Origin of the sequence: Haloarcula sp. 1CSR25-25, from assembly GCF_032027985.1 — an archaeon.
Taxonomy (GTDB): domain Archaea; phylum Halobacteriota; class Halobacteria; order Halobacteriales; family Haloarculaceae; genus Haloarcula.
Map to the genome: position 1 here is coordinate 279,997 of NZ_JAHYBW010000004.1, position 16,766 is coordinate 296,762.

11 protein-coding genes are annotated in these 16,766 nt (G+C 64.5%); 1 reads left to right on the top strand and 10 read right to left on the bottom strand.

All coding sequences use genetic code 11. The features are described 5' to 3' along the window. Nucleotides 1-202: 202 nt before the first annotated feature. Both KZ498_RS14110 and KZ498_RS14115 read right to left on the bottom strand, forming a co-directional pair. Nucleotides 203-1,180, bottom strand: coding sequence for an endonuclease/exonuclease/phosphatase family protein (locus KZ498_RS14110; RefSeq protein ID WP_312619602.1), 978 nt, complete (start codon nt 1,178-1,180; stop codon nt 203-205). Nucleotides 1,181-1,205: 25 nt separating this feature from the next. Then, nucleotides 1,206-2,156 carry a DUF5995 family protein gene (locus KZ498_RS14115; RefSeq protein ID WP_312619603.1) on the bottom strand — a complete coding sequence of 317 codons (951 nt, stop codon included), beginning with the start codon at nt 2,154-2,156 and terminating at the stop codon, nt 1,206-1,208. A gap of 863 nt (nt 2,157-3,019) precedes the next feature. Between KZ498_RS14115 and KZ498_RS14120 the strand changes: the two genes are divergently transcribed. Further along, entirely contained in the window at nt 3,020-3,970 is a 951-nt protein-coding gene (locus KZ498_RS14120; protein ID WP_312619605.1) for a patatin-like phospholipase family protein, read from the top strand. Between the two features lie 811 nt (nt 3,971-4,781). Here KZ498_RS14120 and KZ498_RS14125 read toward each other — a convergent pair. The 8 genes from KZ498_RS14125 to KZ498_RS14160 form a co-directional block, all read right to left on the bottom strand. Beyond that, a complete protein-coding gene (locus tag KZ498_RS14125; protein WP_312619607.1) occupies nt 4,782-5,384 on the bottom strand; it encodes a hypothetical protein in 603 nt (200 codons plus the stop codon). A 278-nt stretch (nt 5,385-5,662) separates the two neighbouring features. Further along, entirely contained in the window at nt 5,663-6,748 is a 1,086-nt protein-coding gene (locus KZ498_RS14130) for a hypothetical protein (protein ID WP_312619609.1), read from the bottom strand. 136 nt (nt 6,749-6,884) lie between these two features. Continuing rightward, nucleotides 6,885-8,567 (bottom strand): hypothetical protein, encoded by a 1,683-nt coding sequence (locus tag KZ498_RS14135; RefSeq protein WP_312619611.1) that lies wholly within the window; start codon nt 8,565-8,567, stop codon nt 6,885-6,887. Between the two features lie 2 nt (nt 8,568-8,569). Beyond that, complete coding sequence (locus tag KZ498_RS14140; RefSeq protein ID WP_312619613.1) at nt 8,570-10,624, bottom strand: phage tail protein; 2,055 nt, start codon at nt 10,622-10,624, stop codon at nt 8,570-8,572. Continuing rightward, nucleotides 10,621-12,633: a putative baseplate assembly protein gene (locus tag KZ498_RS14145; protein WP_312619615.1), complete on the bottom strand. Its 2,013-nt coding sequence runs from the start codon at nt 12,631-12,633 to the stop codon at nt 10,621-10,623. The genes KZ498_RS14140 and KZ498_RS14145 overlap by 4 nt, the downstream gene beginning before the upstream one ends. Continuing rightward, nucleotides 12,634-16,074, bottom strand: a complete 3,441-nt coding sequence (locus KZ498_RS14150; protein ID WP_312619617.1) for a putative baseplate assembly protein — start codon at nt 16,072-16,074, stop codon at nt 12,634-12,636. It lies immediately after the preceding gene. Next, on the bottom strand, nt 16,064-16,468 hold the full coding sequence (locus KZ498_RS14155; protein WP_312619618.1) for a GPW/gp25 family protein: 405 nt from the start codon (nt 16,466-16,468) through the stop codon (nt 16,064-16,066). Before KZ498_RS14155 ends, KZ498_RS14150 begins: the two co-directional genes overlap by 11 nt. Nucleotides 16,469-16,472: 4 nt before the next feature. After that, a complete protein-coding gene (locus KZ498_RS14160) occupies nt 16,473-16,763 on the bottom strand; it encodes a PAAR domain-containing protein (RefSeq protein ID WP_312619620.1) in 291 nt (96 codons plus the stop codon). Between the last annotated feature and the right edge of the window lie 3 nt (nt 16,764-16,766).

A 16,766-nucleotide genomic window follows, 5' to 3' on the forward strand; every position in this document is an offset into this window, starting at 1 on the left:
TGGATTACCAACCCTGAAGAGCCGGTTGCTACCTGCCTTCCCGGTTGGCTACCAGCGTGGTGATGCCAGCTGACGGAGCGTGGAATCCTCACGGGTTCGGGGGATAGGCTAGTTTCCAGGTCGACTGTCGTTGACCGGTTGGATTCACGCCCGCTCTCCATCCCGAAAGCGTGGGCAGGGAGCCGCTCTTAGGGAAGCTCAGTCAGCGGAGTTCGAACTCCGACCAGAGAGGGTAGTGGTCGGACACGTGCCACGAGAGCGATCTATCGCTCAGACCACGACGGGGGAGCGCCACGTCTTCGAAAGGGACGTAGCCGCTCTGTTTGTGCGACAACGACAGTGCGGGACGGCCTTCGGATTCGGTGAACCACGCGATCTGATCGTAGAATTTCTGTTTGCTCGGGGTTTCGGAATCGCTGAATATCGTTCGTGGGACCTCGTGGAGGTCGTCTGGAACGGTCAGTCCCGTCGCGGTGAACGCATCGTACCGTTCGTCGCCTTTCCGGTCGATGTTGAAATCACCGAGCGCAATCAGATTGTGGTCCCAGGAATTGATGTCGCGTGCCCACCTGTCGAGCCACCGAGAGATCGCCCGCAACTCAGGTATTCGGTCGGAGGCCGACTTCCCGTAGAGGACGTGCAGCGTGACGAGAATGAACGTGGTCTCGCCGCATCGAAAGCTCACCGCGTACGGCGTCCGAGCGAACTGCCGTTGCAACGCCTCCGGACCGACCTCTTCGAGTTCCTCCTGGGGGACCACCAGTTCCGCTGCAAGCCCGCTGATCTGGACTTTTCGCTGGTCGAACAGAAACCCGAGTCGTTCGTTGTTCCCGGCAGCACCCCGCGCCACGTCGGTCAGAATCAACCCCCAATCGGAGCCGAGAACCTTGAGCGTGTGTCTGAGTGCCTTGAGATTGCCACGGATTTCCTGGACCGCGATCACGTCGAAGCGACGAAGTATCTCGGCAATCGTCCGGATCGACTGTAAATCACGCTTGGGACTGTCGTCCTCATCGGAGACCCACTTCTCGGTGAGTCCGCCAAAGGCACGCAGGTTCCACGTCGCGAGCAACAGGTTCCGGTCGTACATCCGGGGCGGAACACGCTCGTCGAGTGCGTCCTGGAGCGTTTTCAGATCGGCCTGTACGTCTGGCGGCGGTGTGTCTGTGACCTCCGGCATGCCGTACCTACGGCAGCATCCGTCATTAATCTATTTCGATCACCCGTTCCCGAAGGCGTCGGTGAAACGCCTCTCGTAGTGGGTCCATCGGGACACGTTCGCGTTCGATGTTGCGAAGTGCGCGTATCACGGACTGATCCGTGCTCGGGGCGAGGATGAAGTGACCCGCGCCAGTCGAAACCGCTTCGACGCGCCAGTGGACAAACCGGCGGATCAACCTCGACTCCGTATCGGTCAACAGTACGGCGTTTCGCCAGGCCAGAGACCGGGCCTCTTTCAGTCCAATGAGCGTGAACTCCTCGTCCAACGAGCCGAGCAGTTCGTCTACGCGCGTGTAGCCACTCGCGTCGTACACGTCGGCTAACGCGCGCTGGACCACGTCGACTAGTTGCTGGAGGATTCCGTTGATTCGGTTGTGATCCCGGAGCTTGGACGGTCGCTCTGGGTCGATTTCGACGTCACGGAGCGCGTACGTCAGGTCGTAGTTGATATGCGCACTAACCCCGAGCAGTGCATCCTGAATGAGTATCGTGTCGCCGCTCGTGGACGCGTCGAACGCGAGTTGCCACGCCACGGGAACCTCGGCCGGATTTCCGCGTTCGGAGGCGACCAGCGCGGTTCGGTACCTGTCAGCGAAGGCGACGAGGTAGTCACGGACCCACTCCGGGTCGTCGAACGCGCCGGATTCAATACCGTCGTGTACGTTCGCGGTCATCTCGGTGTACACCGTCAGGAAGACCGACCGACGGTCGCCTCGGTCGCGGAGATACGTCTCCACTGCGCCCAACCGCTCTGAGACGTCACTGACCGAATCAAAGGGGTCGCCCATCATCCCGAGCAGTCGCTCGTCCGGAGCACGTTCGCGCCCGGGGTCCGACCAGGCGCCGTGGCGGGAACGCGTCCGTCGACGGATGGTGAGTGCCACCGCCCGCAGTTCGGCCAGCGTCGGCAGTTGGGTATAGGGGCTATAGATCATGTCGGCTCAACTGTGGCGTCAGGTGGTGTGTGTGCCACGTATATAAACGCTGGCGGCCAGTGGCCCACCGCATTTCGACCCGTTTTGTTGGAGCCATTGCGGAGTGCTAGTTCAGGCAGTGGTACAACCGAAAGCAGAATCATCCGAAGGTACAGCCACTCCGATCTGTCAAGATTGTAAATGCGTGCGTGCTCCTTGTGGTGTGTCCTCTATGGTATGCAGCAGTGCCTCTTCGGGCCACTTGGCCGTGTTGAAATCCGCTGCCGGTGATACTGTCGATAAGTCCTGTTGGGCACGGATTCAGCACACGCACTTCTCAGTTGTTACGTTTCACTCAGTTATTCGGAACTCGTCTTAGAGTTAAAATACTAACAATTTATGTTGGTTTGGTAGGCAGGTATAGAACATGGCCGATAGAAACCATCTCCACGTGTGTCGACACTGTGGTAACGTGGTGGCAACGGGGTCAACAACCGGGCCGCAGGAATGTTTTAATTGCGAAGGGCAGGACTTCTCTCAATTCATAAGTACTCCGGGCTCCCCCGACTGAAGAGGAGTAGACGTCTCAAAGAAACCAGCATGTCATAACGGGTTGTAGCCGAAGAGACACAGCCACGCTGGAGACGGGAGTCATTCAGATATGGATAGTGAACACACTGCACTCTGTTGAACCGGCGCTCTGCGCTCAGCGCCTCGTTTATATCCGTTGGCAAGGGGTTTCAACAGAGCGATCCGGATGGGAGGCCCTCGCAACGGGCAACCGATGACAGCCTCGTGGATACGCCCGGCACGGTCATGGCGACAACCGGGGACAGATAAGTAGGGTAGGAAACATTTTCCGGTCGCCGCTCGACCTACCAGTTATGCCAGAAGGGAACGAGACGGCCGTCGCGATCGCGTGTCAGGGCGGCGGCAGCCACACGGCCTTTACCGCAGGTGTGCTGAAAGAGATACTCCGGAACGGTCCCAGCGAGTACGAGATCACCGCGTTGAGCGGCACGTCCGGCGGGGCGATGTGTGCGGCACTCGCCTGGGACGGCTTGCGGCGGGACGATACGGAGGGGGCGATTGAGCGCCTGGACGGTTTCTGGAACGACGTCGCTGCGAGGGCTCCCTGGGAGCAGCTCACAAATAATGCGACGCTGTGGAGCAGTCGGCTCACGAGCGAAATCGGGACGTTCGGCCTGAGTCCCTACCGATTACCCCTCTCCGAATCGGCGGAACGGCAGTTTCGAGAGCTCATCGAGCGCCACGTTCGTTTCGACGGGACTGCCCGGACGGCGCCACCGCATCTGTATGTCGGTGCCGTCAACGTCGAATCCGGGTCGTTCGAGATATTCACCGACGGCGACGAAGGGGTGTCTGCCCTGATGGCGTCTGCGGCCATTCCGACGCTCTTTCGCGCCGTCGAGATAGACGGGGCGGGACACTGGGACGGCCTGTTCTCGCAGAACCCGCCGATCCGGCATTTCACCAGTGAGGTCCCGGCCGAGCAAAAGCCCGACGAGATCTGGATCGTCCGGATCAACCCACGGACGACGGAGGAGACGCCGCGGTCACTGGATCAGATCACAGACCGGCGCAACGAACTGTCGGGAAACCTCTCGCTCGAACAGGAGAAACACATGATCGACTCGATAAACGACCTCATCGCAGAGAAGATAATCACCCACGAGCGGTACAAACCGATCAAACTACGCGAGATCGAACTGGACATGGAATTAGACGTTCACTCGAAACTCAACCGCGACCCCGACTTCCTGGACCGGCTGATGACCCGGGGGGAATCGAAGGCCAGTGACTTCTGGCAGTGAGGTGGGTGGAGGCAGAGTTCCGGTACCTCCCGTCTTTCACCAAGAGCAAAACCACGTGACGGCTTCGACCGATCGTGTGATACGCGGGAGAGGAGTGCGGGGACAACACCTTTACACGGAAGTTAGTCCTCCGCTCGGATTGATAGTCCGCTCACTACGGTTCTCCGTCTGAGTTCATCGAAGAGCACGCTGGCGGTAGATCGTCTTCGAACGCGAGACTGGGCTTTCGGTTCCGATTCTTGAGCGCGTGTTCGGCTGTGGGGTGGATTATCAGCCGAGAGACCTGCCGCTATGAACGAGCAACCTAAAAGTGTCCGAGGAGATACTGTCGAGCAAGAGCCCAACTCCAAGCTGGTTCGTCGTAGCCTGCCCGCTCGGGGGACTCGTGGAAAGTAGTCACAGATAAATTACAGTGTTTACGTTGGACGCTTCGAACCGATTTAGCCACCCGTACACCGTTGTTCGCACCAGCCGTCCTTCGCTTCAATCTTGGCAGGTGAGAGTCCAGCTAGGTATTCACGAGCAGCAGTCAGGCGCTCCATCTGGGTCGCCCACATACGGTGGTCCATAATCGCGCCGTGAATGAAGACAATAAAGGGTGCGTCTCCTCGTCGTTCGTAGTATGTCTTAATTCCGTTTGTTTGAACGGTTGGCATTAGTGCCCTCAAGATAGTGATTCGACAGGAGTGTGCTCAACAGAGCAGTAAACCTATAGTAACAATTGAAACGATTTACACACCGACCGCACTGCAGTCGTGCGGTCGGGTGTGCATTGATTTTCAATGGCTACTATAGTGCGAGGGTTATCATGTTAGACATTCTGCTCACCAATCCGAAGGTGATATCCCAGCACCATCCAGGCAACTCCGTAGAATACCATCGGTCCGCCCCATGGGTCCGCACCCTCTCCCATCACAAATGTCGTAAAGGCAATAGTGAGTGGAACGCCAATCGGGAGCGCTAGAATGAAGAGCCATGCAGCAGACCGTGGAGCGATATCTTTACGAAGCATCGCAATCCCGAACCCAATCGCACCGAACATTGTGATGAGGAGCCCGAATAAAAACCCGATGAAGGCAACTCCCGGACCGTAGTCGGCGATGGGAAGCGAGATAGCGGTAATTATAGTACCGCCAGACATCATCCAGAAACTCAATTTACCAAGCCGACCGAACCAGGCCCGTTCAGACTCGTAATACGCCCACAGGCCTCCAACGAGAAGGAAGAATCCGACGACAGCAATCGGTGTGACAAACTCAAACTCCCGTTCACTCAGTACAGTGAACAGCGCAAGGCCCGATGAAGCCACGAGTGCTCCGCCAACAAGTTCACTGAGGATACTAATTTGATGCCACCGACCACCGCCGGTGCTCTCAGATTTTTTGTTTTGGCTCTTCTCGTGTTCGAGAGTCATACACGCAATTCAGACCAACTGCTATTCAACCCTACACTTTTTATACAGAACCTGAGTTTTGATTAAACGGGTTACCGACTCGTACACACGGAATGCAAAATTCGCGTTTTGTATCGCGCACTACGTTAGTACCGAAGGTCGATCCCCGTGGTGGGTTCAACAGTTCAGGCGAAAGCTCTCTAGACGACTACTATCGCCGAGACACCCGTCATTTCCATCTGGACTATGAAACACAGGGTAAAGAGTACTGCATCGACGAGGCAGAACTTCGAGTACGGTCACTCCGTATCCCCGACGACGGCTTCGACGGCCCGTAGAAGGAGCCGCTCCGAGAAGCCACCGAGAAAGGCGACTGCGAACATCGTATTCAGATTGCTGTCGATGCGGATGAACTGCTCGAGGATGCCCGCGACGAGAAACACCACCAGCGTCAGGGCAGCCGCCGCCCCGGTCACCATCCGCCCCACGGTCAGCCAGTTGCTCCCCACGCGCTCGGGAACGCGAGCAGCACCGAGAACGTCGGTAAGCGAAAGCAAACCGCTGACCGAGGCACCGAGGACGCCGAACAGAACGGCTGTCAGGAGCGACGGGAGGGAGGTCACCTCGGTTGCGTCCACGCCCATCAAACCGAACGAGACGAGGATACCGCCAACGGCAACCAGCGTCGAGAGGATGAACAGGACGAACTGCCGCTCGAGCGCCCGGAGGCGGCGGTCAGCCCGATACTCCTCTATGTGCTGTTGGTGGAGGATGTGAATCGCCGCGTAAACCTCGCCGAACCCGACGGTTTCCTTGACGACGCCCTCGTCTTCGAGGAGCAGCTCTTCCACTCGCTCCTGTCGGTCGTCCGGGAGTGCGTCGGTTGCCTCCATGAGCACCTGCTGGGCACGAAACTGGAGCGGCTTGCTCCCGGAACCCCGGAGTTCCTGCCAGGCCGCGAGCTCCCACTGTCTGGCCTCCGCCAGGTAGCGCCAGAACGAGACCACGTCGTCCCCCCGGAGCGCGCGTTGAGCGTTCTGTTGGCACATGGCAGCGTAGTGACCGTACTGGACGGCGGGCTCGTCCTCGTCGTAGACCAGTTCCGTGGTCGAGAAGTCGTACTGACGACCGTCCTTCGCGAGCTCCGCCTGAAGGTCGCGCAGACCCACGCTGAACGTGACCACCCGCTCGAACAGTTCACCCCTCCCCGCGCCCGGACCGTACTGCCTCGGTAGCTGTTCGTTGTCGGCCCAGAACTTGGTGAGTTTCGCACGGAGGGTTCCGATAGCTCCCTGCTCCGCTCTTGAGGCGGCTCGTTCGTGGCCGTCCGCCTCTCGGGCGCCGCCCGTTTCGCCGTCGGCTCCGACATTTGGCTCGCCCGACATGATACCGGAACCTACGGGCGTTACAGTGATAAAGTTACAGTCGCGTGACAGCCCGCTCTGAAGTGGGCTGGTCGACGGACAGAAAATCCCGAGCCGCGCCCCCCCGTGACATCTGGCGGATTCAGCTGTGCCCCGGTCACCGTCGACAGAACCGCCGCAGGCCTGCGACCTCCTGTCTCAAGATGATACGCAGTCGCGTGAGGTCGGGCTCAGACACCGAGAACCGATGCGTGGCGTCCCAATCACTGTCTGCCTCCCCCTCGAATATCTTGACCTCTCTGCCTTCCCTGTCGACAACGGAGAGTTGCAGGAATACGTCATCCCATTCGACTTCCGAGAACATGTCGAATTCGATGTGTGACGTCGGCGGGAAGTCCAGGACGGTCATCGTCTCTTCGAGACCGAGTCGCATCCCGTTGTCGTCCTCAATCAGTTCCAGGTTGTCCTTGCTGTCGAGTACGTAGTCGCCGTGGGAAAAGGGCCGCGGGAGCGCCTCCCGTTCGAAGGGGAAGCGGTCGAAGTCGAGGCAATCCCCCGTGAGACACGACGCGGCATCGCAGACGCGAATCTGTGCGATAGCCACGACGAGTGGTGTCGGATCATCGTCGGTGATTGCTTCTTCCAGTCGCTTGACGGACGCGGCATAGCGGTCGGTCCCGCCGATGAACGACCACTGTTCGTCCTCGAGTTCTTCGCTGAAATCCGTTTCCAGTTCGACCAGTTCCGAATTGCCCTCGAAGATGTCTAAATAGTCTATATCTTCTGCACGCCATTCCTCCAGGCGGGTTTCGAGTATCCTGGCGATTTTTCCGGGCCGCTCCATGTCGAAGCGGGCCGCCAGGTCTGCAAACGCGTTACACTCACACTGTAGCGATTTCTCCAGGAGGTAGTCGCGGTACTCCTCCGGGAACTCTCCGCCGACATCCCCACTGAACGAGAGATTGAGCGAGCTGTCGCCCGTCGTCACGCTGATCGGCTCGTCGGCGGTGATGTCGACGTTGCCGGACTCGTCCGGCGGCACGCCGGTGATGCTCGCGACCACGTCGTGGGGGTTCCCGAAGTCGGTAGCGTGATTGACCAGCGCGTCGTACAACATGTCGTTCGTGTACACGAGCGGACCGTAGGTGAACGACGGATTGGCCCAGTCGCCGCCTTGGCCGGTGAGGGTGCCGACGAGGATACGGCCGTCGTCGGTCGGTGGACAGGCTGTCCGCGGTTCGTTATCGTAGTACGACCGCGCCGGGCCGGCGAGGACGGCGTCCGTGTCGACGTTCCCGTTCGGATCGAAGTCTGTGGCGCCGGGGAAAGACACCTTCGCGACAGACTTGTGAGCGTCCGTGGGCTTGCCCGCTTCCACGGTCACTTCCGCTTCCTCAATGATGCGGTTGTCCTTGCAGTCCTCCTCGCAGGCGTTCTCCATCTTGGCCGCGGGGACCGGGTCGGTGAAACACTCGTCGTAGGCGACGTACACCGAGATGGTGTCTGTCTCGACGCCGTCCGCCATCGGCGGGAGGTCCACCGTCAGGTGTTCCTCGTCAGCGACGCTGAGTAGGCGGCCACAACGGTCCAGCGCCAGCCCCTCTGACACCGTGACGTCCAGCGTCTCCGCTCCGCTCTCTCCGTCGGTCGAGTGCGCCGTCGACACGTCCAGACCGCAGACGACCCCCCAGTCGGTGACGTGCCGGGAGAGGGTTCGCTGGATACCCGAGTGATACGCCTGCTCGGCGGCCATATCACGGACGGTGAGCAACTTCCCGTAGAAGTAGTTGTTTTTCTCGAATCGGTGCACCCCGGTCGTGTCGTTGGATTGCTGAGGCATGGTTACGATAGCTCCGTGTCCGATCCGAGACGGGACCGGACGGTCAGTTGGCCCGCCGTCTCGCGCGTGTCGAGGACGGACTCGCGGCCGAGGGCGCTCTCGCCCACGGCGAGGCGCTGGTCGGGAAGGACGCTGTTGACGCCGAGATAGGAGTGCCCGCCCAGGACGACAGACGACTCCAGTTCGACGGCCCGACCGACCGCGTGTGCCGGGCTGTGTTCGTCTACGAGTCGCTGTATAGTGTCGAACTGCTCGTCGCTGACGAACGGCCGGACGAACACGAAGAAACACTGCGGACAGTCGAGCAGTTCGGTAAACGGCGCTCGGGATGGTCCCTCAGCGCAGTCGAGGTCGCTGAACTCCAGCATGAACACGTCGCTCTCGATTCGGCGACGGAGGGTCTCCGCCTCCTCGGTCGGGAGGCCTCTGTCTTCGGCGGCATCGACCGCGTCCAGCTGTCGCCGCCGCCGCTCCTCCCACGCCTTTGACGGGTCGGCGACGCCGTCGAGATAGAGCGCCACCAGCGCAAGCAGTCCGTTCGGCGTCCCGCGAGCCTTGAACAGCTCGGGGGCCGCCGACAGGAGTTCGCGCCGGGCGGATTCCGGCCACGTCTCGTCGGGGGCAAGCGCGAGCCAGTCCTCCAGCCACCCGAGAAACGCCGGCGGGACCCCGTCCGGGTCGAGGTACCGGGTGGTGTGGGCCAGTTCCTCCTCGACGCCGACGAACGTGCTCTCGAATATCGAGAGGAATCGCTCGAAAAACGCCCGCGCTTCCGTGTCGTCCTGGTAGATTCCTGGCAGGTGTCGGAGGTACGAATCCCGGGGGAAGTACGCGCGCAGCGTGTGCAACTGTGGCGAGGCGAAGCGGTCGCCCTGCAGTTCGACCCGGAGCCGCAGGTAGCGGCCGACGGCGTCCGCCAGCAACGCGTCGTGGGGGTTCGCAGGGTCGACCGTCTTCCAGTCGGACGGCCGCGTCGACCGCTGGTCGTCCGACGTCGTGTACTGCAGACGGACCTGCGTGGCGGCGGCGTTCGAGAATCCCATAGTGACGCGGTGCCACTCCGTCTCCGCCACGCCTGAGTCGAAGGTGCGCTCCAGCCACGCCGCGTGGGTCCCCGTGCGCTCGTGTTGGGCGTATTCCGGGCGGGCCGTCAGCCGGAGGACCCCGCCGCCACCCGACGTGACGGCGTAGAGGTCACCGGCGTGGTGGAGACGGTCGAGGGTGCGGGTCACACTCGCGAGCGCCTCCCGTGTGGCCCCGGTGACGCGAAACGCCGTTACCTCGCCCTCGACGGTGTCGCGACGGCCGACCAGCAGTTCGTCGGCCGCACCGGCGGCGAGACAGCTCGCTCCGGCCGGGACGGGCGCCTCAGACGGGGATGGCGCGTCGGTCGGCGCGTCCGGGTCGAGCGTCGCCATCGACACGCGGCGGACGACGGGACCCTCCCCAGTCTGGTCGAGGAACGCGCCAGTCCCGGCGGCGTCGACCGCGACGTCGGTCGGGTCCGAGAAGCCGTCGACGAGTGTCGGGAGTGTTCCGTCAGGCCGGACGAGCGCGAGACGCCCGCCGGTCTGAGTCGAGAGTAGACAGACCGTCCAGTCGCCGCTGTCGGTCAGCGCGACTGGCGTCTCCGCGGTGACCGGTGTCGTCCACCGCTGTTGCTGGAGGGACTTGGCGATGGCCGTCACGTATCCGTCGCCGCTCTGTCGCGTGCCGGCGACGTAGATGGTTGCCGCGGTCACCGTGAGCGCACGGGCGCGACCGTCGGGCGGCCCCGCGGACGCGCACCCGAGTCTGACTGGACGGCCCGAATCGGCTTCGAAGCGCTCGATGTAGCCCGACGCCCGGAGGATGTACAGCGTTTCGCAGTCGTCTACGTCCAGGTCGACGACCGGGTCCGCGGCCGAGGCGTCATCGATGAGAGCGTCCGGGTCGACGTAGGCCGGTAGTCGTTCCCGCCGCAGTCGGACCGCACCCTCCTCCGTGACTGCGTTGTCGAGGGACCACTCCGCCCACTCAGCTGCCGTTTCCGACCCCAGGAACGCGAAGTCACTCATCGCCCCACCTCGCCGCAGTCGCGGCCGCCGTCCCTGGTGTCGACAGTGTGGTCCGTCGGCGCGACGAGCGCGGTGTCTGGTATCTCGACGGCCTCGGCGGTGGCAGTTCCACCGCCGTCGTGGCTCACCTCCATGTCCACTACGCAGTCGACGCCCGGCACGTCGCCGACGACTTCGTACAGTTCGGAGTCGTACACGGGCCGACCGAACGGCCACCCGTCGCCGCCGAACCCGCGGAGCGGCGAGAGGAACTCGTCGAGTCGTTCGACGACGGCCGCCCGCCGGTTGCTGGCGACTGTCCCGGGCTCGAGTTCGACCGTCGCGTGCACGCCGATTCCGACGTACGTGGGTGGAATCGCCGTCACGCGGTCGGTCACCAGCCGGTGTCGCTCGAGGTGGCACTGGACTGCGTCGAGGAACCCCTCGCTCGGCGTCAGCCGGTCTATCGCCGGGGGACTGTACGGGACCACGACGACGCGGACCGCGTCGTGGTCGGGACACGACCCCGGACTGCTGTCGTCCGTTACCACGGCGGCCGCGCGACCGAACCGGAGCCCCGGCGTGTGCAGCGCGACGTACTCGCAGTCCTCGGCGGTAGTCGCCCGGTACGGGACCCGGAGGTCACCTTGCAGGCGTGCCAGCGCGTCGTCGACGGACTCGGCCGGGCGGCCGCCGGTCCCCGCGTCCGTCCCGACAACCGTCGCGTCGCGGACCGCCGGGTCGGCTACCCAGTCCTGGGCCGACTCGGTCGCGTCCCGGCGTGCGAACCACCAGTCACTCGTCGCGGGGACGTTCCCCTCCGGCCCGCCGCCGGCCGTGTAGCTCGCTGCCTCGACGAACTGGTCGGCCGACGGAACGGCCCCGTGGATGTTGTCGCCGAACTGCACCGTCCCGGCCGTCTCGTCGAGGACGTACACCGTCGCGTCCGGGCCGGCGGCGTCGAAGTCGTCGACCTCGTCCCACGGCTCGCCGCCGACCCGCAGGTCCACGTCAAGGACCGGCGCGTGTTCGAACGCGAAGCGCTGGTGCGGGCGGGCGGTCGTCCGCTCGCCCCCGTCGGCGCGCGTGAGTCGCTCGTCGCTCATCTCGGCGCGGTGCGTGACCGACAGCACGTTCGTACGGACGCGGTTGAGCTGGGGCGGAATCTCGTAGCCCGGGGACGTGAGGCGAGCGCGGACCCAGGCGTATCCCCGCCCGCTCTCCAGCACGCCGGGAGCGTGCCGGTCGACTCCCTGCCAGCGGTCCAACCCCGGGTGTGCAAGCGTCACGACGCCGTCGCCGTACAGCGCCGCTGTCGTGTCGGAAAACTCGAACGGCTCCCACGCGCTCGCCCGCTCCCAGCTCCGGTAGTCCGTGCAGTACTCCCAGGCGACCGCAACCGACGGTTCGAACGTGCCCGCCTCGCCGCCGTGGTCGGCCCGCGGCGGGAGCGACGCGTCGTGGTAATCGACAGTCAGCGCAAGCGGTGTCCGCGGGTTCTCGAAGGGGTCCGCGTCGAATCCGAGGTAGAGCGCGCTCCCGGCCGTCCCGTGCTCGCCGAACGCATGGAAGTACGTCTCCTCGGACTCCGCCGCTGGCGTGTGGTCAGTCCGTCCTGCGGGCGTCTCTGTCAGGACCTTCGCCACCGACGCCCTCGTGAGCGGCGTCTCGCGCGCAGTCCGAAACAGCCGCTCGGTGCCGCCGTCGTCGGCCACCAGTCGGGTGCCCTCGGCGACAGTCTCACCTGCCACCGAATCGGACGGCTCGACGCGGACCGCCGCTGTCGCGGCCACTGGCTCGGCGATGTCACCGAGCAGCTGGACGTACTTCCGACGGTGGCGCTCTTCGACCTGATCGAGCTGGTAGCGGTACGTCTCAGAGAGCCACGTCAGCAGTTCGAGGACGGTGATACCGGGGTCGTGGGCGTTGTGGTCGGTCCACTCCTCGTCGTAGACCGGAATACGCTTGCGGACGTCCTCGAGCAGTTCCTCGTAGGGTCGGTCGTCGAGGGTCGGCACGTCGATCCCCATTCAGGTCCCTCCGACGACGTCCAGGTCGTGGTCGCCGCTGTGAATCAGGACGTCGGGATTCACGTCCGGCGCGTCCTGCCCCGGTCGAATCGTCCGAGTGGCGTCCGGTGTCTCGAAGGTCAGCCGGACGCGCTCGACGTGGTCCACGTCCGTCACACCCTCCAAGATGCCGTAGCAGTCCGAGACACAGGGGAGCTCGCCGAAGGGCCACCCGTCGCCGTCCGCTCCGCCGGACAGCGGGTGGAGGTAGTCCGACAGCGCCGTCGCGACCGTGGTCTCCAGCTCGGAGAGGCTGTCCGTCGGGCCGGCGACGACGGTGGCCTCGACTGCGACGGCGACGTAGGTCGGCCCCCGAACGAGGAGGCGCTCGTCGCCGAGGTCGCCAAGCAGCGCGGCGGGAGCGTGCGCCGAGAGCCCCTCGGTCACTTGCGCTCTGAGCGACGCCGACGGAACCGGCTTCCGGCGCTCGGACCGCGGGACGACGAGGACCGTCACCCAGCCCGGCCGGTACTGCCCCCGCGGGTCGAGGCCGGGGAGACAGTGGGTGCGAGCGAGCTCGCGGGCGCTCGAACGCGCGATGCGTTCGAAGTCCGCCGGTGCGACGGCACGGTTCCGGTCCCGGAGCGCCTTGGGCGCGCGCTCTAAGACCGCCGCAGTGGGTTCGGCGTCGGCGGCCCCGTCGCCGGCGACGTGGTTGGTCACGCCGTCGACGAAGGCCAGCGAGCCGTCGAGTTCCTCGACTGCGCCCGGAGGGACGTTCCCCGCCGCCCCGCCGCCAGTCTGGTAGGAGACCCGGACGTTGTCGCGGCCACGCGGCGGGATCGCTCCCCGGACGCCGTCGCCGAACGTGACGGTCCCCGCCACGGCGTCGAGCGTGTAGTGGCGGTCTGTCGCGCCGGACGCGAGAAAGTCCTCCACGGCCGTCCACTCGACCCAGACGGCGTCCGGGTCGGCCTGGTCGCCGGCGAGTTCGACGGTGGTATCGGGGTCCGCGGCCAGGGCGTCACGCTGGCCCGCCGACAGCGTGGCGACCTCGTCCACCCAGAGGGTCGCCTCTCGCACCGGCGGCGAGGCAACGGTGAAGGTCTGTTCGGCGGTCCCGTCGCTCGACCCCAGGCGCTCGTCGGTCACGGTACGGACGTTCGCCGCGAGACCGGTGTTGTGAACGACCAGGTCGGTCGTCGGGAGCGTCATCGCGGCCTCGCTCCCCGGCGGTGTCGTCGGGAACCGGTCGCCGCAGGCGTCAGTTCCGGACTGTCCGTCCCCGGTGTCCAGACGCGGTCGGTAGGGGGCCGCGACGAAGCGGTCGGCGGTGACGCGAGCACGGAGCCAGTGGCGGGTCACACCGAACTGCGCAAGCGGGACTGTTTCCGACGGGAGCGAGAACCGGATCATACCTCGCTCGGTCAACCCTTCGGTGTCGTCGCGGACGGAGACCCGCTCCCAGCCCGCGTCTGTGTACGCCTCCCAGCGGACGCTCGGTCGGAACTCGCCGGGGTACTCGACGTCGGCAAACGCCGCAAACACCTGTAGCGGCCCGCCCTCCAGTGGCCCGTCGAAACCAAGGTACAGGGTCTGAGATTCGTCTGGCAGTGGTGAGAACGGGCGAACGCGTTCGGACGGTTCGAGCGTGGACATCGCCAGATTGGTCTCCGCGTACATGGTTTGCGGGGCAGCCGAAACCAGCCCCGCCGGGACCGGGTCGCCGTTGCCGCTTCCGCCGTTGTCTTGGGACGGCGGCGCCTGATACCTGACCGTAATCCACGGGAGGCGCGGCGCGGGGACCTTGTCGAGTCGCTGCCAGACCTGGTCTGTCCTTCCCCGGTCACTGATTTCGATTTCGCCGTAGTTGGAGACGAGTCGCGCCCGGACCCAGTGGCCCTCGTGCCCGGCAACGGTAGTCGGTTCGAGGTCGGGCGGGACGGGGAACGAGACAGACCCCGGGTCGGCGAATATGGTCTCCCTGTCGGGGCCGTCCACGTCCAGGTACTCCCAGGCAGCCCCGTTCCAGTACTCCCAGGAGACGAGCGGTGGGTCGTCCCCGAAGGCAATCGCCTCTGTCTGGCCGAAGGCGACGGTCACGCGCTGGTCGGCCTTCGTGAACGCCTCCGCCGAACCGATATAGAACGCATCCTGAACGCGGGGGAAGCTCCCGAACGGACGCACCACGTCGCTGTCTGCTGGTGCTGGTACGTCGCTGTCTGGCAGTTCTGGGACCTGAAGCGGCACGTCGTTGGCCAGCAGGTCGTCCGGTTCGAACCCGTCGGGGTCACCGTCTGACTCCGTCGTGTCGCCCTCGTCCCCCGGTACTCGCCCCGCAACAAGGGTGACGTCCCGTATCTCGGCGTCTGCGAACCGGTACGCGAGTCCGGGGTCGGCGTCGGCTGGCACCGTCGCCCGGAGCCAGTTGCTCTCCGTCCCGGCAACCTCGGTCTCGACGAACGGTTCCGGAATCGTGAACTGCAGTGTCACCTGCGACAGTGTCGACGCCGTTTCTGGCGGGTAGTCGCCGTAGTGGTCCTGGACGAGCCGGTCGAGGTCCGCGTACATGTCCACCACGTCAGGTCGACGGCGCGGGTCCACGTACGACGGCGTCGGGTCAGGGTCGTCCCGTGTCAGCAACGTCGAGACCAGCCAGTCGTCGACGACTCCGTCGTCGTCTGTCGCCAGTTCGAACCCGTAGTCCTCTATGATTTGCTCGACGTCGGTGCGGTCGATAGGGGACCGCGACTCGGCTGTCTTCCCGTCGGGACGCATGGCACGCCAGCCGTCCTCGTCGCCGATTTCTCCGTGGTACGCCCAATCGAGGGCGGCCAGCGTCTCGGCCTCGGCCGTCGACTGCATCCGGACCTGGACCGTCGTTTCGCCGTCGAGAGTCAGGAGGTCGGTGTGGCCGAGGTAGAGGTGGTGTGCCTGAGCGTCCGGACCGCCAAACAGCGTCTGGTTGCCGTCGCCGGCGATGGCCGCCTCGTGTCGCCCGACGTGGTCGAGGCGCGGATCGACGCTGATCAGTCGGTCGAACGGCGCGGGCGTGGCCTCGAACCCCTCTGTGACCTCGAAGGCGAGTTCCGGTCGCGTCTCGGTTGCCGGGGCCGTCGCGCGGGTCCCGCCCGGAACCCGCACCGTGTCACCGGCCCCGTCCGAGACGGTCACCGTCAGCGGGAGTTCGGCCGATTGCGGCGGCAGTCGGTCGAACCCGAGCGCGTCGACGAACGCAGCCCGGTGTTTCGCCGGCACCTGATCGAGGCGTTCGATGACGCCCGAAGCGAGGTCGGCGAACAGATCGAGAAGCGTCGTCCCGGGACCGTCCGCGTCCGGGTCCCAGTCCGTACCGGTGTAGTACGGGGCGCGAGCGGCGGCGTCGGCCCGGATCGCTTCCCGGCCCCGGCCGTCGACGGAGGGAGCGGCGTCGGACCTGTCTGCCGATTCATCACTGGTCATCGCCGCCCTCCAGGTAGAATGGGTAGACGAGGTTCGCCTCCGTGTTCGTCGTTCGAACCCGGTAGTCGATCGAGACGTCGAGGACACCGTCCTCGCCGGGCGCGTCGAGGGTTTGCACCGACAGGACCTCGATTCGCGGCTCCCACTCGATGAGAGCGTCGCGAACATCGTCCTCGATGAGCGTCCGCGTGGTCGTGCTGAGGCTGTCGAAGACGCGCTCGTGGATCCCGCACCCGAACTGGGGTCGCATGACGCGTTCGCCCGGCGCAGTACCGAGGATGATCCTGATCGCCTGTTCGATGTCAGTCCTGCCGGCGGCGCTGTCGACGCGGCCGTCGCCGTCTGTCGTCACGGGGAAGGCCACCCCACGGCCCAGGAACTCGTCGGCGCCCATCGAGTCACCCGATGAGCACCGTGGGACAGCCCATGGCGATAGCGTTGGGACCACCGGCCGCTTCCGTGATAGTGTCCCCCTGTCTCGCCGCTGGAAACCCGTCGATCATGACGCTGGTGCTTCCGACCGCGGCGACGCCGCCGCCGTGTGGCTGTGGGGTCGATAGCGGACACGTGTGAACGTCTACGACCGCCCGCCAGGCGGGAAGTCCACCGATCAGTACCGTCGAGCTCCCGGCTCCGGTCAGCGGTGACCCATGGCTTGTAAGGTCTCCTACCCGTGCAGCTTGTGGCATGTT